Genomic DNA, 20,712 nt, shown 5'->3' with positions numbered 1-20,712 from the left:
AAACTTAATGGAACAAATTTTTCTAGTAGGGGGCACGGCTTTTTTGGTGACGTTCCTCATGTTTCCGGTTTTCATCAAGTTTTTCAAAAGAAGAAATTTTTTAGATGATCCTGGCGGAAGGAAAATTCACACTGCAAAGACTCCTGCAATGGGAGGGCTGCCTATTTTTATTGGCTTTTGTATAGCCATTTTGATTTGGGCTCCATTCGATACTTTGAGAGAAATTAAATATGTTCTCAGTGCACTATCCATAATGTTCATTATTGGCTTCAGAGATGATTTAATAAACCTAAGAGCCTTTCAAAAATTATTTGGACAAATTGCTGCTTCGCTTATTATAGTGACGGTTTGTGATATTCGATTAATGTCCTTGTATGGGTTATTTGGTATTGAAGAAATACCTATAGCGCTGAGTTATTTGATTTCAGTGTTTACCATAATCGTTATTACCAATGCCTATAATCTAATTGATGGAATTGATGGTTTGGCTGGTTCTGTAGGAGTTATTACTTCATTGTTTTTAGGGACTTGGTTTTTTCTAAATGGTCAGAGTTCATTTGCTCTTATCTCTTTTGCTTTTGCTGGAGGACTCTTAGCTTTCCTAAACTTCAATTGGGCTCCCTCAAAGATTTTTATGGGGGATACAGGGTCATTGTTAATAGGTTTCTTCCTTTCAATTGTGACCATAAAGTTTATTGATTCTAACTCAAGTCTTCAGCATTCTGAGTTTTCATTTGGCGGTTCTATTGGAACAGCAATAGCTGTGTTGATACTCCCTTTAGCTGATACGGCTAGAGTTTTTGTGAAACGAGTGGCAAAGGGGAAATCACCCATGCATCCGGATAGAACCCATTTCCATCACATCCTTTTAAGGTTAGGTTGTAACCACGCACAATCCACGGGAATTCTTGTAACAGTGAACATTGTTTTTGTATTACTGGCACTTGTGCTGAAGAACTTTTCTGACGCTATTGTGATTCCTGCCATTTTGGTAACCGTTTTTGCACTGGGTACAATTCTCGAGCTCATTTTTAAATCAGCTATAGATAAACGGAAGGAAGAGCTTAAAGAGCGTAACCGTGCTAAAAGAAACGAAGCCAAAGTCGTTTCCATCTCTAAGAATGCGGGTTAGCCCCATTCGTTCTCATTAAAACATCTTTTATGCAATTATCTCTTATCTTGCGAAGGATTAGTATATGTTGCTTTATGCCTAAAAATAAAATAAAATGGACTCTGGCTCTAGTCCTGCTTTTCTTGACTTTTCTTGCGTTAGGGCAGACCATCCCCGATTTTTCATCGATAAACGTTTCTCAACTTTCGGATAATCAAATAGAACAATTACTTAAACAAGCTAGTGCCTCAGGCTACTCACAAGAAGACCTCCTTCAATTGGCAAAGTCTCAAGGTGTTTCGGTTGACGATATAGCAAAGCTAGGCTCTCGAATTGGTGAAGTAAAGAGTAAACGTATGGCTGCAGCGTTACAAAGCCCCATAAATGATAGTCGCCTGCGAAAGACTTATAGAGATTCTCTCTCCATCACAAGCTCAATTGAATCGGATATTTTTGGGTTGAACATTTTCAAGAATAGCTCCTTCCTTTCCTTTCAGAGTAACCTGAATGTTCCAACACCAGAAAATTATATTCTCGGGCCTGGAGATGAGCTCTTCATAGATATATACGGTCAGTCTGAGAGTTATTATCAAGCAGAAATAAATCCCGATGGGAATATATTACTTGAAAACGTAGGTCCGATAAGCGTTTCGGGGCTTTCTATCAAGGAAGCAAAATCGAGAATTAAATCTAAACTAGGGAATACGTACTCAGATTTGAATAGTAGGGAATCTAGTACTTTTTTGTCATTGACGGTTGGCCAACTTAGAACCATACGAGTAAGCATAGTAGGCTCGGTACAAATTCCAGGAACTTTTACCATGAGTTCATTGGGCTCAGTCTTCAATGCGCTTTATACGGCTGGAGGGATTACTGAAAATGGGACACTTAGGGAAATTAAAATATATAGGAACAGCAAATTAATTAGTGTTGTTGATATCTATGATTTCATTGTCAATGGAAATTCAGAGAAGAATATAACACTCCAAAATGATGATGTGATTATCGTTGGGCCTTATACAAATAGAGTCACATTGACTGGGGCTGTTAAAATACCCGGTAGATTTGAATTAAAACCGGATGAAACCTTAAAGACACTTATTGACTATGCTGGTGGATTTTCTGATGCAGCCTATTCTAAGACTATAAAGGTTAGTCGCATAGTAGACGGTGAAAGGGTTATTGCAAATGTACATACCGATCAATTTGAGGTCTTTAATCCTAGACCTGGTGATATCTTCGAGGTGGAAGAAGTATTGGACCGATATAAGAACAGAATTGTTGTGAAGGGCGCTGTATTTAGACCAGGTGATTTTTCAATTACTGAGGAAACAACTGTTAAAAGTATTATTGAAGAAAGTGAAGGTATTAGGCCAGAAGCATTTCTAAACAGAGCTTACATAATTAGAACTGCTCAAGATTTAAGTACCGAGACAATTTCATTTGATCTTGGAAAACTCTTGAATGGTGAATTAGCCGACATCAAGTTGCAGAGAGAGGATGTTCTCAATATTCTTTCTGGGAATGATTTGAAGTCCGAGCGTTATGTGGAAATTTCTGGTGAAGTTAATAACCCAGGAATATATCCATATTCAGAGGGGATGAGTCTCCAGGATGTGATTTTATTTGCTGGCGGTTTTAATGAATCAGCGACTGGCAAGCGTATTGAAGTAACCAGAAGAGTAACAGATGAAAAAGAGGATAATTTTGACCTCTCCGAACTCATTGTCAAAGACGCTAACTTGGACTTTTTAAATCAACAAGATGAGGATCCATTGTTACTCCGGCCCTTCGACAATATTTTAATTCGAAGAAATCCTAATTTCCATATTCAAGAGTTTGTGAGTATTGAAGGGCAAGTAGTTTATCCAGGTAGATATGCAATTAAGAATCAAGGTGAAAGGATCTCAGATTTAATTGAGAGATCTGGAGGATTGAATGACTATGCGTTTATTGAAGGAGCAACACTGATTAGAAGGACAGAATTCTTTGAAGAAGAAACAGATATTGAACAACAAATCGATGATTTAGTACAACTTCAACAAAGACTTCAGTTAGAACCTGAGGCCTTGACTGAGTCTGAGTACTTGTTAATTAATAGAATTGAAGAGAATCTATTGAGACTTGAGGAACGAAATGAGAACAATCAATCGCTTTCAAGTTTTGCCAAAAGAGAAAGGTTAAAGGAAATACTCGAGAAGAATTCACTTCTTGGTAATAACCAATTTAAGCAAGCAGAGGCCATAGGAATTAAATTGTCTGAGATCTTAAGAAACCCTAGTTCCAATGTAGATTTGGTATTGGAAGAAGGGGATGTACTAATTATTCCCAAGAAAACCGAAACTCTTCGACTAAGAGGCAAACTTTTATATCCTACAACGGTGAGGTTTGAAGAAGGGAAATCACTAAAACATTATATAAATAGTGCAGGAGGATTTGATAACCGTGCAAAGCGAAACGGAACATATGTCGTCTACGCAAATGGTGAAGTTGCCAGAACAAAGAGGTTCTTATGGTTTAAGTTTTACCCTAAAGCAGCTCGTGGAGCTGAAATAATCGTTCCATCAAAACCTTTGAAAATTCCTTTGAGAATTCAGGATGTTGTGGCAGTCACAAGTGGTCTGGCAACGTTAGCCCTTGTTGTAAGTCAAATTGCAAACAATAATAATTAGTAATTGGGACCGTCAAGTAAGTATAATATTGAAGAAGATAGAATTAGCCTAGGTTTAATGCTCAAGAATGTCCAAAAATGGATTGAATCTATGCTTCGTGCTTGGAAAGTCATTTTAGTAGGTTCATTTATTATAGGTGGCGTGTACTTTTCCTACCAAATGCTTAAGAAAACGAGTTATAGGGCCGAAACTACATTTGTTCTACAGACTGAAGGTTCTAGTGGTTTTGGTGGACAACTATCCTCATTGGCCAACCTGGCAGGTGTGAATATAGGGTCCTTAACAGAGAGTAGCGGAGTCTTTCAAATTGATAATATTATAGAGCTATACAGATCTTATAGGATGCTGAAAGAAACATTGCTCTCAAGGGTTGAAGATTCAGAAAGGCTTATTACACTTTATGGAAGGGAGGCTAAACAGCTTCAAAAATGGCAAAACGCAGGCGTGAATTTTGAAATACCAGAAGATAAGTTGATAGTTAGACATGATAGTGTTTTAAAGGAGGTTGTGGAAAAAATACTAGAGAATAACCTTGTAGTAGGTAAACCAAGTCGAAAACTGAGCATTTTGAGTGTGGCATACACATCAAGAGACGAGGGTTTTGCAAAAGCCTTTAATGAAAGCCTTGTGGAGCATGTAAATGACTTTTATCTAGAAACTAAGACAAAAAGGACGAAAGAAAATTTAAGAGTCTTAAGGATTCAAGCTGACAGTGTGAAAAAGGTTTTGGACAAGGCTTTGTTTGATTTAGCGTCTTATCAAGAAGAGAATGCCAACCTTAATGCAATACGCTCCAAGGCAAGGTTGCCTATACAGAAGCTACAAATCGATGTACAGTCAGCTGGCATTGTTTATCAAGAAATTGTAAAGAATTTAGAAATTGCCAAAGTAGCTCATCGAAATAACCAACCTTTAATCCAAACGATTGATGAACCTACCTTTCCGCTGGCAGATGATGAAATGAAGTGGTATAAAGCTATTGTTTTTGGTCTGTTTATAGGTGGAGGGCTTATGATATTTTCTCTCTCTGTTCGATCAATCTATGTTTCCGCATTGAAGGAAATTCCCTGATTTTTACTTTTCTTTAGTCCGTTTCTCCAAAAATGTTTTCCTTTGATCTGAATTTCAATTCATGGTCTCCAATTGATAATTTGATCAATTCACTAATCACAGCTAACCCCAAGATCATAGTTTGAGTCGATTAAAAGAGTTCTCTAAAAATATTTCCTTGAGGAACTTTTTTCATTTGTCCTTGAATCAAGGAGTAAATGTTGTTGTCGCATTACTGATTACCCCATACTTATTTCAAACCCTTGGAGAGGCAGAATATGGTTTAGTCAGTGTTGCTTTAACTGTGGTTTTACTCTGCGGTATGATGGTTAATTACGGATTTAATTTGAACACGCCTCAGAAGCTTACTCTCATTCGAAATGATGTTAATGCCAAAGAGATACTTATTAATGAAGTGATTTTCACCAGGGTATTTCTGAGTGTTGTTTTGGCAATACTATTGTTAGTTTGCACAAATTATTTGGGTTTATTCGAAGGTTATTCAGCCATACTGGCCTTTTCTGTAATCCAACTTTTCAATGATGCACTGTTTCCTATGTTTATTTTACAAGGGTTCGACAGACTCTCTTGGATAGCCAAAGCAAATGCTATTTCCAAGCTAATGTATTTGGCCTTAGTGATTCTGGTTGTTCATTCTGTCGCTGACGCAAAATGGGTTAATTTCCTTTTAGGGAGTACCGGGGCCCTGATTCATGGCTTCCTGTTGATCAAAGTATATCAATCAGAATCTATAAGATTGAGATGGGTTGCATTTGAAAGAATAAGACATTGGCTATGGCATAATTTTCAGTTTTTCTCCTCAACGATTGCTTCTTATATTCTGATCAATGGTGGTTTCATATTACTAAAAAACTTTGTAACAGATGCGGAATTGGGCTTTTATGCTTTAGCGCAACGGGTAGCAGTCTTACTCCGAATGGTACCGGTTTTTGTCACTCAGTCAATTATTCAAAAGGCTTCAAGGCTGCATGAAAAAGACAAAGATAAATTTGAATCTTACTTGTTTCAAGCTAGTAAGATAGGCATTCTGATTACTCTAGCCACAGGATTGATAGTAGCCACATTCTCAAAGTGGATTGTGAGAGTATTAGCTGGAGAGTTTATCCCGCTTAGCGCTGAACTCATGGCAATCCTCGGGTTCCTGCCATTTCTAAGTATGCTGAACGTGCCAAATATGATTAGAATCCTTGTAAAAGAGCAAAAGTATGTATTGTCAAAGGCAATTTGGATTACCACAACGTTTATGTTAGTTCTGAGTATTGTAGGAAGTTATTTTTATGGTAGTTACGGCCTGTCTGTGGCACTTCTGATTTCCGAACTCATCAATTATTTTGTACACAGATGGATACTAAACAGGGCAAGAAGAACTAGCCACATTACCTGAAACTACCTACTCTGAGAACCTGTAGGGTCTTCCCAATAACTTTTTTAATTAGAGCTTTATATTTTGGTGGGCTATTCTGATAAGTGCTTTTGTAGCTTTCTATTCCTGTTTGTTCGTCAAAGGGAGGCTGCCTTTTTTGTTTTTCAATTACTACGATGCTATCGTAATAATGAACCGAGTCGACACTTTTAGTAAAAGAGTCAGGCTTCAAAGAACGCTGCTGGCTATGAAAGGCATGAATGTAATCTATAAATCGCTTAGAAAACTCAATGAAGGTCCCTCTGCGCCTATATCCGCCACCGTATTCATACATATAAGAACTGTGAGTGTCTTCGCATAAGTAAATGCCATCTTCCTTCACATGATCAAAGAGTTCTTCGAAGGTCACTTTTTGCTGTTTCATAATGTGTCCTCCATCATCTATGAGAATATCCACGGGTGGAATTTTCTTTTTTAATTGCCGCAAGAATGATCTATCAGTCTGAGAACCAATATGAATTTCTACTTGATCTTCTTCCAGTTTTTTACATTCTGGGTTAATATCGACACCATAGACTTGAACGGATTCCCCAAAATAGTCCTTCCACATTTGAAGACTGCCACCATGAAAAACCCCAATCTCTAGTAATACTATTGGTCTGTTTTTAAAACGGGAGAAATGGCGTTCATAGATGTCAAAATAATGATTCCATTTGTGAATAAGTCGCTTGTCGTTATTCTTAAAATATTTCTTGAGCTGCGACTTACTCATTTTTTTTTCAAAATTCATAAACAAATTTCAGAGCTAAAAGCGCTCTGTTTACTAGATTATCTGTTTGTTCAAATTTAGGCGAATAAATGATTGTTGGCTTTTCTTTGAGGCTTTTTATCGAAGTCACCCACAATTGATGGAGATTGAGTAGAGAATTAGGGATTTAGCTATATTTTCGCAACAAGTATTAACTTATGAAACAAAGCATCATCATCACTGGAGTCGCGGGTTTAATAGGAAGTCGCATGGCTGATTGGATAGTTAAGCACTATCCTGAATATGAGGTCGTGGGTATTGATGACTTGAGTGGGGGCTATAGAGAAAACGTAGTCAAACAGGTTACATTCTATCAGATGGACTGCGCAGATGGATCGTTGAAGGAAGTTTTTGAAAAGCATGATCCTCTGTATGTATTTCATTTTGCGGCTTATGCTGCCGAAGGACTTTCTCCTTTTATAAGAAAGTTCAATTACCAAAGTAATCTTATAGCAACAGCCAACATCATTAACGAATGTATAAGGTCTCAAGTGAAACGCCTGGTTTTCACAAGCTCAATGGCTGTTTATGGAAGAGGTACCCCCCCATTTGATGAAGAGGATCAACCAGCTCCCATTGACCCTTATGGTATCGCTAAATATGCCTGCGAACTTGATATCAAAGTAGCAGCCGAGCAGCATGGGCTTGATTGGTGTATAATAAGGCCCCACAATGTCTACGGTATAAATCAGAATATTTGGGATTCGTATCGCAACGTTTTGGGAATTTGGATGTTGCAAAATATGACTGGCCAACCAATGACAATCTTTGGTGATGGGAGTCAAAAACGGGCCTTTAGCTCTATCGATGACTGTCTCAAACCATTGTGGAATGCAGCAACCTATGACGGTGCCTCGAAACAAATTATAAATTTGGGTTCAGCTATTGAATATTCTATTAAAGATGCAGCTGAGATTTTGAAAGAGGTAATGGGTAGCGGAGAACTTTTATTTTTAGAACAAAGACATGAAGTTAAGGATGCTCATCCGACTTGGCAAAAGTCAATAGAGCTACTTAATTTTGAAGACAAAACGAATCTACACACAGGTCTAAGTATCATGTGGGAATGGGCAAAACAACTGCCCAAAAGGGATCGTTTTGTTTGGTCTTCTTACGAGTTAGAGAGGGGTTTGTATGGGTTTTGGAAGTCAACCTCCCTTAGTAGGGATTAATCTGTGCAAGGCTCTAACAATATGGCCTCAGTTGCGATTGTAATAGTAAACTGGAATAGTTATAGTTTTACATGCAAATGTCTTAAATCTATAAAGACACTTGAATACCCTTCTTATAAGGTCATAGTTGTGGATAACGGTTCTGATGACGGTTCAGGAGAAAAGCTAAAATTGGAGTTCTCTAATGTGATCTTTCTTCAAAATGATGAAAACCAAGGGTTTACTGGAGGGAATAACACTGGAATTCAATATGCGCTGGATCACTCCTATGATTATGTGATGTTATTGAATAATGATACCATCATCACACCGAATTTTCTTTCCCCACTTGTGAAAAGAATGGAAGGGGAAGATTGGGCTGCGATTCAACCTAAAATAATGTACAACTATGATCGGGGTATTATTTGGAATGCAGGGGGTGTTTTTAGAGCTTCAATATCAAAGCCAATTACCCGAGGAGAGGGAGTGGTTGATAATGGTCAGTTTAATAACATAACAACTACTGAATGGATCACAGGATGTTGTTTTTTGATTAAGTCTGATCAGGTTAGAAGTATAGGTTTGCTAGATGAAAGGTTTTTTATCTATTACGAAGATTTGGATTGGTCATTGAAGCTTAGGCGAAAAGGCTTAAAACTGGGTTTTGAGCCAAAATCAGTCATTTATCATGAAGCAGGTAGGTCTGATATAAATAGAGACAAGTATGGAGAAGGTAATGTTTCTCCTTTTTCTCATTATCAAAATGTTAGAAACCATCTGTTTATAGTAAGACGATATGCAAGTGGATTTAATGCCATAGGTTCTTGGTGTTATCAAGCGTTCAAGTTACTCGGATATATTACTTATTTTTTATTAAGGGGTAGATTTAAAAAGGTTCAATATACAGTTAGAGGAGCATTTCACGGATTGATTCAGTAACTAACCAAAAGGAATATGAGAATTCTTCAAGTTCATAATATCTATATTGGAAAGACTGGTGAAGAAGCTGTGGTCAATGAGGAAAAGAAGATATTGGAAGAGAATGGGCATCAGGTTATCCAGTACATTAAGAATAATTCCGATATCAATGACTCCTCTAAATTGGCAAAAGCTAAGCTTCTATTATCATTAACTAGCTCGAAGACTGTGGCATTGGAGTTCGAAGAACTTCTTAATACTGAATGCCCAGATATTTGTCATGTGCATAATACTTTCCCTTTAATAACTCCCGTGATATATCAGGTTTGTAAACGACTTAATGTGCCTGTGGTACAGACTTTACACAACTATAAAATGATTTGTACCAACAGTCTTTTATTTAGAGATGGAAAAGTCTGTGAACAATGCTTAAATAAGAATTTGTACAATTCAATAAAGTTTAAATGCTATAGAAATTCTCATTTGGCTACAGCTGCTCAAGCACACGTTATACAGTATCATAGGAAAAAGGGTACCTGGGATAACCTAATTGACAAGTATATCTGTTTAACAGAATTCCAAAGAGATAAGCTTGTATCAGGGGGGTTGAAGAGAGAGCAGACTGTAGTAAAACCTAACTTCTTATCTTATGAAGGTAGAAATATTCAGAGAGAGGACTTCTTTTTGTTTGTGGGTAGGTTGAATGATTCCAAAGGCCTTCAAGATCTTCTTCACTTATTTAGACATAATAAATCTTCACAATTCATTTTAATTGGAAAGTCGGACAATCCTGAAGTTTTCAGAGAGTTTGACAATGTGACTCATCTCGGTGAACGAGATAGAGAGGATGTATTGGAATATATGAGTAGATGTAAAGCAGTTATTTTTCCATCTATTTATTATGAAGGAATGCCAATAGTAATCCTTGAGGCATTTGCTCATAAAAAGACCGTTATTACCAGGAATACGGGGGCGATGTCGACCATGATTGGTGATGGTTTTAATGGCTTAAAATACGAACAAATAACCGAACTGGTCGAGAAAGTAGAGCATTTACAACATGATGATAAATTGGCGGAGCAACTTGGAAACAATGCGTTTCAGGATTATTGCAATAAGTATTCTAAGGAGCGTGGTTATGAAAACCTATTGAAAGTATATGCTTCAGTATTACACAGTTGATATATTTATTGAATTAAGTTTGGTTTAAAGTGACCTTATGTTTCTAGTTGCGGCTCTGCTTTTGGTACTCTACTTCGTCTTCTTTATATATGTCATGAAGAACGTACTCAGCGGAAAGTTACAAAGTGTATTTCTCTATGCTGTTGCTTTTTTCCCTGTTTACGCACTTTTCATTACGATTAATTTTGACTTTTTTGAGTCTCCTATCATGGTGAAGTTGATCCAATACTCTAAAGAGGTTGTTGTTTTTACTGCGCTTGCAATATGGATATTTGGCCAAAAAAGTCTTGAGCAAAGATCTTGGCATTTTTCTTTTCTTGATAAGTTAGTTTTATCCTTCATCAGCCTTGCGTTTGTCTTTTTTATTATTGGCCTAGGGGAAGCCACTTTTTTTAACAGGGCCATATATCTAAAGAATATATTGTTGATAGGCGTATTTTACTTTTTTGGTAGAAATGTAAAAATGGAATTCCATCACTGGAATAATGCTTTTAAAGTTATAATGGTCACTACGGTTCTTGCCTGTGGATTTGTGATTATTGAAAAAGTTGTTGGTATACACTTTCATACAATTGCCGGCTATGCAAAATACAATACGTTCATGACAGGAGAAGAGCCTCAAGGTGTCTATGGTTTATCTTGGACGTTTGAGGCAGAAGGAGGTCAACCTCGCTATGGGGCCTTCTTCGCACATCCATTGGAGCTTGCTGCATCTATGTTTGTCATTACCTCTATTTGCATTATTTACCTTATATCGGTACCGCATAAAGTGAATAAGTACAAATACTTGGGGATACTTTTTTGTGCCTTTATCTGTATTCTTTTCGCATACTCTAGGGCTTCGTTCGTTGCTTTTTTTATGTTGCTTGGGTTCATGGCATTTTTACTGCGTTACTATAAGCTCCTAAAATTTGGAGCGTTCGTAATAGCCGTTGTCACTGGTTATGTCATTTTTTTTGCCGGAGACGAGATTCTATTCTTTGTTTTAGACACTATTTCATTTGAAAACTCTTCAAGTGTGACTCATATAGTTGACTGGCTGAATGCAGTAGAGAGTATGTTGTCTAGTCCTATGGGTATAGGATTGGCTATGAGTGGTAATGCAGGAGGAGTCGAAAAAGACCTAATCGTTGGAGGTGAAAATCAATACCTAATATATGGAGTGCAAATGGGATTCCTTGGGATGCTACTCTATATTGGGGTCCTCTATTATGGGATAAGAAACTCTTGGAGAGCATTTCGATTGAGCACTACTAGGATAGAAGGTATTGTACCTTTTGTAGCTGCGGCTGTCAAATTCGGACTCTTGTTGCCTCTATTCACAGCTAATGGCGAAGCGTATATCTACGTATCCTTGACGTCTTGGTGGCTCATTGGGAATGCTGAGACTAAATACCAAAGCCTTAAGGTCGAGGATTCTAGACCACGCCTGAGGCCTAGACAAATTGAATTGAGCTCATGAAGAAGAAGCCGCGTGCACTGATTGATGCTTTCCATCTGTTTCAAGCCTTGACAGGAATAAGAACCTATACCACTCAGCTTTTAAAAGGAATTGAGGCACTAGATTCTGAGGAAATTGAATACAAAATTTACCCCAATTGGAGATGGGTCAATGAGACACAGTTCCTTAGGGGAAAAGTCAATGTATTCAAGAAAGTATTAAACCATGTTATATATTTTTGTTGGAAACAGGTCTGTATCCCACTACTAATTCTTTTTAAGCGGATAGACGTTGTTATTACTACTGATTACCTTTTACCTTTTTTTAAGTTCAATGCAAAGAGTGTTACTGTAGTTCATGATACATTTTATTGGGAGTTGAAAGGAAAGTATAACCCACTTTGGAGGCAGTATTTTATTACTTCAATCAGACTTGGGCTTGATAGTAGAACCCATATTATTACGACAACAGAATATATAACTGAGAAAGTGAAGAAACATGTTACAAATCGACACGAGCTTTCTGTAGTATATCAGGCCCCCAATGATTTAATTAGGGTTGAGAATAACAGTCTAGATTATCAGAAGATCGGTCTTCCAATGGGAGCAAAATACTTTCTGCATGTTGGAATATTTGAAGAGAGGAAGAACTTAAAGTTATTGATAAGGTCGTTTGCCAAGCTTCTAGAAAATGAATTTTATGAAGATTTTTATTTGGTTTTAGCGGGTGCGAGAGGTGTGGGTATTTTTCATGATGATTTCCAAAATCTGGTTAGGCTATCCAAGGAATTGTGTATTGTAGAGCGAGTCATTATGCCAGGTTTTGTTCATTCAGATGATCTAGACTCTCTTTATCGGTCATCTTTTGCATATGTCTTTCCTTCTAAAGAAGAGGGTTTTGGAATACCCATCGTAGAAGCTATGAAGACCGGTACTCCACTGATTGTATCGAACCAACCTGCATTAGTAGAAGTCGCTAAAGGAGCTGCATTAGTCTTTGAATTGGAGAATGAGGCATCACTTCATGATCGTATGATTGAGCTTTCAGACGTAGAAACAAGGAGTGAGCTAATTAGGAATGGTCATTTAAGGGCTCAAGATTTTACCCGAGAGAAGTTTACAGATCAATTTAGTGAAGTAATCTTCAAGGTGGTTGAAAAGTCAATATCAGGATGACATCTAAATTTGTCAGTAATGTCCATCCACTTAAGTCTAAATGAAGGAGAATCATCAATGGACTTGTGATTAAAACAGTTAGAACAATCAAAGAATTATTGTTGGTATTAGTCCTTGAAAGTACTAGACGTAATTAAACTGGAATAATTGCAGCGGGGAAATGGAAAGAATTCTTATGTTAACCCATGAAAATAGTGATGACGAAACTATATGTTGTTTTTAGTATAAATGCCATTTAGCTACACAAAACATAAACTCTTTATACCTGAGTATGCCAATGTGAATTACGATTCGGCATCAGATATCATCCTCGAAAAGGCAATAGAGAGAAGAAGCTTCGGTGTCTCTGCCATGGCTGTTCATGGTTTGATGGAGAGTATCAAGAATCAAGAGTTAGGAAAGATTATCAATAAAATCGATTTGATAGTTCCGGATGGTCAGCCGGTTCGATGGGCACTTAATAACTTCTACAGGTTGGGAATGCAGGACCGTGTATATGGACCAGAATTGACATTACATGTTCTGAAAAAGGCGGATCAAAAGTTTCTTAATGTGTACCTATACGGTAGCACTCAGACCACATTGGAAAAATTTGAAAATTTTATCAATACTGAGTTCCCAAATGTCAGGGTTTGCGGAATTCATGTGGATAGATTTCGGGAGGCAACACACGAAGAAGACTTAGAAGATATAAGGAGGATCAATGAAAGTGACGCTCATATTGTCCTTGTTGGACGAGGTTGCCCTAGACAGGAGTTTTGGGTGGCTAATCACAAGGGAAAGGTGAACGCTGCAATGATGGCAGTGGGAGCGGCATTCGACTTCCATGCGGGAACGCTAAAACAGGCTCCTAGTTGGATGCAAAGACATGGCCTAGAGTGGCTGTTCAGATTATACATCGAACCGAGAAGACTTGCTAAAAGATATTTTGTTACAAATACCCGATTCATTTTAATTTTTTTGAAATTCAAATTATTCTATAGACAACCCTATAGGAGCAATTAATCACCTATATGAAAAAACTTTTGGTAACAGGTTCTGCAGGCCTTATAGGAAGTGAAGTTGTATCTCATTTTGCTAAGAGAGGGTGGCGTGTTATCGGAATTGATAACAACATGCGTTCTGATTTTTTTGGTGCTGGGGGAGATACTACTTGGAACGCAAAAAGGTTAGTTGATCAGTACAAGAGCTATGAACATCATGAGATCGATATAAGAGACAGGCAAGAGCTTGTTAGATTTATGAGGACTCATAGACCAGATGCCATCGTTCATGCCGCTGCTCAGCCAAGTCATGACTTGGCTGCTACTAGACCCTTTGATGATTTTGATGTTAATGCTTTAGGTACTATGAACCTTCTTGAAGCAACAAGAAAGTATTCCGCCAAAATTCCGTTTGTTCATATGTCTACCAATAAGGTTTACGGAGATGCACCCAATCACTTGAGCTTGATTGAAAGGGATACCCGTTGGGACTATGGAGATGTTGAATTTTATAACGGAATTAGTGAAGGTTTCACAATTGATCAATCAAAACATAGCATCTTTGGAGCATCAAAAGTGTCGGCTGACGTGATGGTACAAGAGTATGGAAGATACTTTGATATGCCGACTTGCTGCCTGCGTGGAGGTTGTTTGACCGGGCCTAATCATAGTGGTGTAGAGCTGCATGGCTTTCTGAGCTATCTCATCAAATGCAATTTTATAGGGAAGTGCTATACGATTTTTGGCTATAAGGGGAAGCAGGTCAGGGATAACATTCATTCGCATGACGTTTCAAGCTTCATTGAGTATTTTTTGGAAAATCCCAAGTCTGGGGAGGTTTATAACTTAGGAGGTGGAAGGGAGAATTCAATTTCTATTTTAGAGGCTTTTAACCTAATCGAATCAATTTCCAATAAGGAAATGATCTATCAGTACAGTGATCAAAACCGATCTGGAGACCATATTTGTTATATTTCAGATCTTACTAAAATGAAATCGCACTATCCCGATTGGAATATTAAAAAAGATCTCAAAACCACATTTCAAGAGATTCATGACTCCTGGAAATCACGCCTAAAACAATGAATAGGAAACCTTGATATCAAGGTTCCAATTATTTCTGTCAACCCCTGGAGTATCTGGAAATACTGATGGATCATCAGGGTCGAATAGTGCTTCCCATTGATAGTTGAGTGAATAGGTATAGAATATAGATGCGGTCAGCATTATTCTATCAAACCTTTGTTCATAGAAGCCATGCAGGTTAAAATCGACCCAGTATCGAGTAAAGTCGCCCTCGAAGGCAGAATTGTTAAAGTCGTTGTTGTGAACAAACCTTTCTATAGCCCCACCAATTCTATTGAACCCTTTTACTTTGGCCACCTCCAAGTATTGAGCATTGCCACCAGGGCCAAGGGCTGAACCCAATACATCACCATTATTTGTATATCCATGACGGACCCTGCTGTGTATGTACCAGCTTAGAGAATTTCTAAGAAGTCGGCTTTCAGTTTGAGATGTCTGCGTCCATTCAAAATTGAATTGCCAGTACTCATCCTTTTTTGACGTTGAAAAAAGCTTGTTGATTCCAACTGTCAATGCTCTGGAGTGATCCGTATCGACCAATAGGTCTCTAAAATTGATTGATGCATCATTCTTTGCAAATTCGAAATAGAACTCAGCATTAGAATCAAACCAGACCCACCTTCCAAAGATGCCAGCCGCTTGATCTTGGTCCAAGTTAAACCCAAATTCTTCTTTGTCATTTTTTCGAAGGAGGTTTTGGAAAATTGGAAAGAAACTATTCGTCTCTTTCGCATTTTCACCATATTGCTGGACCCACCGAGTAAGCCCTAAGGATAAACCTTTTATCCACTTAGGAGAGTAGGAAAGAGTTAACGCCTGGAAGTATCTCCAGTCATCAGGTTTTGGGACAAATAAAACACGACCTTCAAAAATTTGATCTGTAGATGGTGGGTCAAATCCAGATGCTCCTAATCTTCCTGTTAAAAATTGCCATTCAAATGAACCAATGCCAGTTTTGATAGGCCTTTGAGTATTGAAAGTAAAATGAGGGAACCCCTGAGCATTGTTACTCATCATTATGCTGTTTCTAACGGCTGGCCCCCACCAAATATTCTCAGTAGAAAGCCCCAAAGACATACCCCATTTGTTAAGTCGAATACTGGATTGCCCAAGAGTAAGCTTAGTATATTGGTTTGTTCCATATCTTTCAGGTAGATCAATTCTGTTGAACCAGACATACCTTGTTTGCCAAATACTTTGATAATGTCTTGGCCATTCGGGAAATCCCTGATAATCTCTATTTTCGGCCCAAATGAATTCAGGCTTAAGTTGGATTGACAAAGGGCCTATCTCTCTGTAAATACCAGCACTTAAATAGGCCTGCATACCTCTAGAACGAATCATGGCCCCGTCATTTCGGCTATCTGGGTGGTTTTTATCAAAAGACATCCTAAACTCCAAAGGAAGTATTGAAACTTTGCCCTTATCCGATTTTAGTTCTTTGAAATATTCTGAAGTGTTGAAAATGGAACTGTCAACATCAAGACCATTTTTTGTCAAAGTAATGGGTCTGTAATTGAAGGTAAAGGAAGAATCAAATTTACCCAAAAGTTGCTGTCTTCTAAGGTAGTTTTCTACGCCTGGAGACCCGAGAGGTACTGTCTGTCCATAAGACATAAGAGAAAGAGACGCTCCAATAAAAATTACGAATAGCTTCTTTAGCATTGTTTATCTCTTGATTAATGAAATTGTTAAGTTGTCTAGTGACCAGCTCTCTTCACAAAGCTTGTCGAATGGAGCATCCTGTTTCAGTCTGTCATAGAAAGCAATAACCACAGAACTTTTGTTATGAGGAAAAATTTTGTCAACTCTATATAATGATGTTCCTGTGGGTGTGTCTTCATATAGACACCTGCCATAAAAATCTTTTGGATTGGCTTCCGTTCTGGCTCTGTTATTAGACGGGAATTCATCTGGATAGGACTGAGTGAAACACCAGCCAGGGATGCAAGGGCCATTCGAAAAGGTTGTCTCAAAATAGACCTTTTCATGGGGCTTTACTTTTAAGTGAGGGTCAAATTCAATCATCCATGCATCATGGTCTAACAATCCATTTCCAGAATCATTGCTATTACCTTCCCAAGTGTCATGTATGTAAAGATTAAAGGTCAATCTGATATATTGGTGTTCGGGTAGATTATCCCAATGAGAAGAGAAGCCTGAATTATTAAAGGGACCTAAAACCCGGGTGTTATTAAACTCTGAAACAAATACACTATCGATGTTGGTATAGTCTGATTCAAAATCATAGAAATACAATCGCTCTTCAACGATGTCGAAATTAGAACTACACCCTAAAGTCAACAATAAGCAACAAAGAAAGAAGAATTCTTTTGATTTTGGAATTGCTTGTTTTAGCAAAGCTTTTTTTGATTTTTTTTGATTTGGGAAGGTAATCAAATTTCTTTTTTTATTAGCTCCAATTTGATTGTGACCTTTATGGACTTCTTCTAAAAAGTGATAGTGTAGGGTTGAAATGAGGTTGAAGAATTATTTATTGGTCAAGCATTCCAGTGAAAGGCGAGGGTTTTTAAAAGGAGTTGAACGCTGACTATTTCCTTAAAGTGACTTATACTGCAACAGACAGGCAACATGTGCCAATTAGTCTTAAAACCGAACGGATTGTATGAATTGACGAAGTAAAAACTTTAATTTTGGCAGGAGTAGGCAACGAAAAATCTGTTAAGAATAAGGGCTCTATCTGGAAGAGTACTTTTTAGGGTATTGAAGACTGGGAAAGCTTTTTACTATGCAAAATTTTGAAACCGAGGGGTTTTTACAAAAAATATCATTGACAATTTGTCTTGTTTTCTCAAGCCTCTTGGCTGTTTCGGCACAAGAGAGAGACAGTTTGAATTTAAGTATTGGCCTTGGTACATTGGTTAGTTCAGAGACAAGCTTTTTACCTTTCCATCTTGTTAGTAATCAGTGGGGAGAAGTAAAGCAGGAGGGTCTGTTTGTTCGAGGCGATCTAACCTATATGGTACCCGTACTTGATAAAATGAATTTCGTCACTGGGTTTTCTTTTAGAAACAAGTTTCTTTCTTCGCATTTTATCAGGTTAAAGTATAGAGAGATAGAAATCAGCGTTGGGCGTGAAAAATGGTCAATTGGTGGGCTTGGGAATACTCTTTCCAGTGGATCTATGGGCGTAAGTTCAAACGCGCGGCCTATCCCAATGGTCAATTTAAGAGTTGCTGATTATATTAATGTGCCCTTTACAGGAGGTTACTTTAAGACCAAAGGACATTTAAACCATGGTTGGTTTGAAGAAGACCGGTACATATCAAAGGCATTGCTGCATTCTAAATCATTCTATTTAAAGTTGGATTTGGATAAGGAAATTGGCTGGACCGCTTCATCAGGTTTAGTTCACTTCGCCCAATATGGAGGGATTTCTCCTCAGGGTGATAAACAACCAAGTTCACTTTCAGATTTTTTCAGAGTGTTTGCTGGTTCTGGAATACCTAACCTTAACAGCACAACTGAAGGCGAGAGCAATGGCTTGGGAAATCATTTGGGTATTATAGATACGCACGTAACCCAGAGAGTGGGGGAGCATACTCTTACTTTAAATTATCAAAAGCCGTTTGAGGACTTTGGGGGTCTTCAATATATCAGTTTGACGGATTATCTGATTGGCTTGGAGTGGTCATTGCCGAATATAGGTTCATTGATTAATACCATATATTTTGAATATGTCCAGACTAAATGGCAAGGAGGCCCAGGTCTGCCAGATGCGACTTCAAGTGTGCCGACTGAAGTAGAAAATTTTGGTTACTCTTTCGGGGGGCGAGATGACATATATAACAACTGGCTGTATCGATCTGGCTGGACATATGATGGGGATGTTATCGGAAACCCATTGTTTCTAACTCATCAACGTACCCTAAACTTTTTTGAAAACTATCCTGATTATGATGTGGCTATAGCGAATAATAGACTTAGAGCCGTTCATCTCGGAATCAGAGGTGAAATAAAGCGAGTTTTGCTTTATGAAGGATTGTTTACCTATACACAAAATTTTGGGACCTATGCAGGTCTTTATGAAGGAAGGTTCGCTTGGGATGGTGTAATTAATGATACTAGTTTTGACTATGTGTTCAGACCGATGAGGGAGCAGTTCTATATGCAATTTAAATTTCGATGTGAAGAAGTTTTAAAGGAATTACCAATTTCTCTTGAACTCAAAGTCGCTTATGACTTTGGGGATTTGTACCATGCCTTTGGATCTGAGTTTTCGTTATACTATGATTTAACCAAAGGATAAAGTACCATAAATTCTAATTGTCAACTAGGTTTTGTAGTTTTGAAAGTATCATTTATTTGATGTCAATTTTCAGTTTAGGTGTTTTTAAGGAACATTGAAGAAGAGGTTTAATAAATATTTCCCATCACTTTTCATCTCGGGCGAGTTGCTAATTGTTGCCGCCCTTTATTTTATTTCGCTTTACATAGCTTTTGGCTCATTTAACCTTAAACAGCCATATACCACAGCCCTAGTTGCTTATTTAATAATTTGGCCAATCCTATCCTATGTAAGTAGAGACTTTAAAATAGGCAGGGCGGTAAGCTATTATAATACATTTAAGAGGGCTTTTACAAGTGTGTTTATTTTTGTTTCTCTAATCTCTCTTCTATGGTTGTTTTTGGCTGAGAGTGCAATTGACAGACACTTCATAATGTCTCTTATATTGTTGCTTTTTGTTTGGCTTACCATCTATCGTGTATCGGTCCACTTAGTTCTGGATAGATATCGCACCTTTGGTGGAAATATTAGAAATACTGTAATCATAGGCTATGATCGACTAGGGTTTAAGCTATACGATCTTCTCATTAGAAAGCCCCATTATGGAATAAGGTGTAAAGGTATTTTTTCGATTGACTCAAACGTACCCCTGAACGAGAATTACCCGATAAATGGAACTCTGAGTGATTTTTTCAGGCTTGATTTAAGTGAACTGGACTCAATTTATATAAGTGATCGAGTCGATAAAGTTACTAAAGATCAGCTTGTACAATTTGCAGATGGTCATGCGAAACGTGTGAAGCTGTTACCTGAGATTAAAACAGATCTCCTAAAAACTTTTGTCCTTCGTAGGTATGATTCTGTAGCTGTAATTGACATTAACAACCTGCCATTAGATGGTCTACTTAATAGGGTTATAAAGCGTTCGTTTGATCTAGTGTTTGCTCTAATGATAGTTGTATTTGTGCTATCCTGGATGTGTCCTCTGGTGGGCTTGATGATTAGACTTGAAAGTCGAGGGCCGATATTTTTCAAACAGTATAGAGAAGGTAAAAATGGATCAAGGTTTGTTTGTTTAAAATTTAGGACTATGATCCAAAATGAAGATTCCGATACGATGTGGGCTGCCAGAAATGACCCTAGAACAACAAAATTTGGTTCTTTCTTGCGTAGAACCTCATTAGATGAATTCCCACAATTCCTAAATGTTCTTATCGGTCAAATGTCTGTGGTTGGACCTAGACCCCATCCAATATTACTCAATGACACTTATAAATCAAGAGTTGAAAAATTTGCAAAAAGGCATGAATCAAGACCTGGTGTAACAGGCCTAGCACAGGCTATGGGCTACAGAGGTGAAATAAGTGATTTCTATCAAATGAACTCTAGAGTAAAACTCGATAGGTTTTATCTTCAAAACTGGTCTTTTCTTTTAGATATCAAGATTGTCTTCCTTACAATTTTTGGTATTATAAAGGGCCAAGAAAAGGCCTATTAATCGT

At 37.8% G+C, this 20,712-nt stretch carries 16 protein-coding genes; 13 read left to right on the top strand and 3 right to left on the bottom strand.

Annotated features, from left to right (window positions below; all coding sequences use genetic code 11):
- Positions 1-7: 7 nt before the first annotated feature.
- The 4 genes from J4E76_RS14820 to J4E76_RS14805 all read left to right on the top strand — a co-directional run bounded on the left by J4E76_RS14820 (position 8) and on the right by J4E76_RS14805 (position 6,238).
- Positions 8-1,132, top strand: a complete 1,125-nt coding sequence (locus J4E76_RS14820; RefSeq protein ID WP_208505475.1) for a glycosyltransferase family 4 protein — start codon at positions 8-10, stop codon at positions 1,130-1,132.
- Positions 1,133-1,206: 74 nt separating this feature from the next.
- Positions 1,207-3,783 carry an SLBB domain-containing protein gene (locus J4E76_RS14815; protein ID WP_208505474.1) on the top strand — a complete coding sequence of 859 codons (2,577 nt, stop codon included), beginning with the start codon at positions 1,207-1,209 and terminating at the stop codon, positions 3,781-3,783.
- A 57-nt stretch (positions 3,784-3,840) separates the two neighbouring features.
- Positions 3,841-4,854 carry an exopolysaccharide biosynthesis protein gene (locus tag J4E76_RS14810; RefSeq protein ID WP_208505472.1) on the top strand — a complete coding sequence of 338 codons (1,014 nt, stop codon included), beginning with the start codon at positions 3,841-3,843 and terminating at the stop codon, positions 4,852-4,854.
- A 157-nt stretch (positions 4,855-5,011) separates the two neighbouring features.
- Positions 5,012-6,238, top strand: coding sequence for an oligosaccharide flippase family protein (locus J4E76_RS14805; protein ID WP_208505470.1), 1,227 nt, complete (start codon positions 5,012-5,014; stop codon positions 6,236-6,238).
- On the opposite strand, the gene J4E76_RS14800 is transcribed toward J4E76_RS14805, so the two are convergent.
- Positions 6,231-6,989 (bottom strand): class I SAM-dependent methyltransferase, encoded by a 759-nt coding sequence (locus J4E76_RS14800; protein ID WP_208505468.1) that lies wholly within the window; start codon positions 6,987-6,989, stop codon positions 6,231-6,233. The genes J4E76_RS14805 and J4E76_RS14800 overlap by 8 nt on opposite strands.
- A 194-nt stretch (positions 6,990-7,183) precedes the next feature.
- Here J4E76_RS14800 and J4E76_RS14795 point away from each other — a divergent pair, with 194 nt between their 5' ends.
- The 7 genes from J4E76_RS14795 (at position 7,184) to J4E76_RS14765 (ending at position 14,961) form a co-directional block, all read left to right on the top strand.
- Complete coding sequence (locus tag J4E76_RS14795) at positions 7,184-8,197, top strand: NAD(P)-dependent oxidoreductase (protein WP_208505466.1); 1,014 nt, start codon at positions 7,184-7,186, stop codon at positions 8,195-8,197.
- A 3-nt stretch (positions 8,198-8,200) separates the two neighbouring features.
- Entirely contained in the window at positions 8,201-9,115 is a 915-nt protein-coding gene (locus tag J4E76_RS14790; RefSeq protein ID WP_208505464.1) for a glycosyltransferase family 2 protein, read from the top strand.
- Positions 9,116-9,130: 15 nt separating this feature from the next.
- Positions 9,131-10,276 carry a glycosyltransferase family 4 protein gene (locus J4E76_RS14785; protein WP_208505462.1) on the top strand — a complete coding sequence of 382 codons (1,146 nt, stop codon included), beginning with the start codon at positions 9,131-9,133 and terminating at the stop codon, positions 10,274-10,276.
- A 37-nt stretch (positions 10,277-10,313) separates the two neighbouring features.
- Complete coding sequence (locus J4E76_RS14780; protein ID WP_208505460.1) at positions 10,314-11,738, top strand: O-antigen ligase; 1,425 nt, start codon at positions 10,314-10,316, stop codon at positions 11,736-11,738.
- Entirely contained in the window at positions 11,735-12,892 is a 1,158-nt protein-coding gene (locus J4E76_RS14775; protein WP_208505458.1) for a glycosyltransferase family 1 protein, read from the top strand. The genes J4E76_RS14780 and J4E76_RS14775 overlap by 4 nt, the downstream gene beginning before the upstream one ends.
- A 228-nt stretch (positions 12,893-13,120) precedes the next feature.
- On the top strand, positions 13,121-13,897 hold the full coding sequence (locus tag J4E76_RS14770; RefSeq protein WP_208505456.1) for a WecB/TagA/CpsF family glycosyltransferase: 777 nt from the start codon (positions 13,121-13,123) through the stop codon (positions 13,895-13,897).
- An 8-nt stretch (positions 13,898-13,905) separates the two neighbouring features.
- The gene (locus tag J4E76_RS14765) at positions 13,906-14,961 is read left to right on the top strand and encodes an NAD-dependent epimerase/dehydratase family protein (protein WP_208505454.1); all 1,056 of its coding nucleotides are present in this window, start codon (positions 13,906-13,908) and stop codon (positions 14,959-14,961) included.
- On the opposite strand, the gene J4E76_RS14760 is transcribed toward J4E76_RS14765, so the two are convergent.
- Positions 14,950-16,626 (bottom strand): capsule assembly Wzi family protein, encoded by a 1,677-nt coding sequence (locus J4E76_RS14760; protein WP_208505452.1) that lies wholly within the window; start codon positions 16,624-16,626, stop codon positions 14,950-14,952. The two genes, J4E76_RS14765 and J4E76_RS14760, sit on opposite strands and share 12 nt — an antisense overlap.
- A 3-nt stretch (positions 16,627-16,629) precedes the next feature.
- Complete coding sequence (locus J4E76_RS14755; protein WP_208505451.1) at positions 16,630-17,322, bottom strand: hypothetical protein; 693 nt, start codon at positions 17,320-17,322, stop codon at positions 16,630-16,632.
- A gap of 388 nt (positions 17,323-17,710) precedes the next feature.
- Between J4E76_RS14755 and J4E76_RS14750 the strand changes: the two genes are divergently transcribed.
- Positions 17,711-19,231, top strand: a complete 1,521-nt coding sequence (locus J4E76_RS14750; RefSeq protein WP_208505450.1) for a capsule assembly Wzi family protein — start codon at positions 17,711-17,713, stop codon at positions 19,229-19,231.
- A 94-nt stretch (positions 19,232-19,325) separates the two neighbouring features.
- Positions 19,326-20,708, top strand: coding sequence for an exopolysaccharide biosynthesis polyprenyl glycosylphosphotransferase (locus J4E76_RS14745; protein WP_208505449.1), 1,383 nt, complete (start codon positions 19,326-19,328; stop codon positions 20,706-20,708).
- Positions 20,709-20,712 lie beyond the last annotated feature (4 nt).

The sequence above is a fragment of the Roseivirga sp. E12 genome, from assembly GCF_017592825.1.
Classification (GTDB): Bacteria; Bacteroidota; Bacteroidia; order Cytophagales; family Cyclobacteriaceae; genus Roseivirga.
This window is presented reverse-complemented; position numbering and strand designations above follow the sequence as displayed.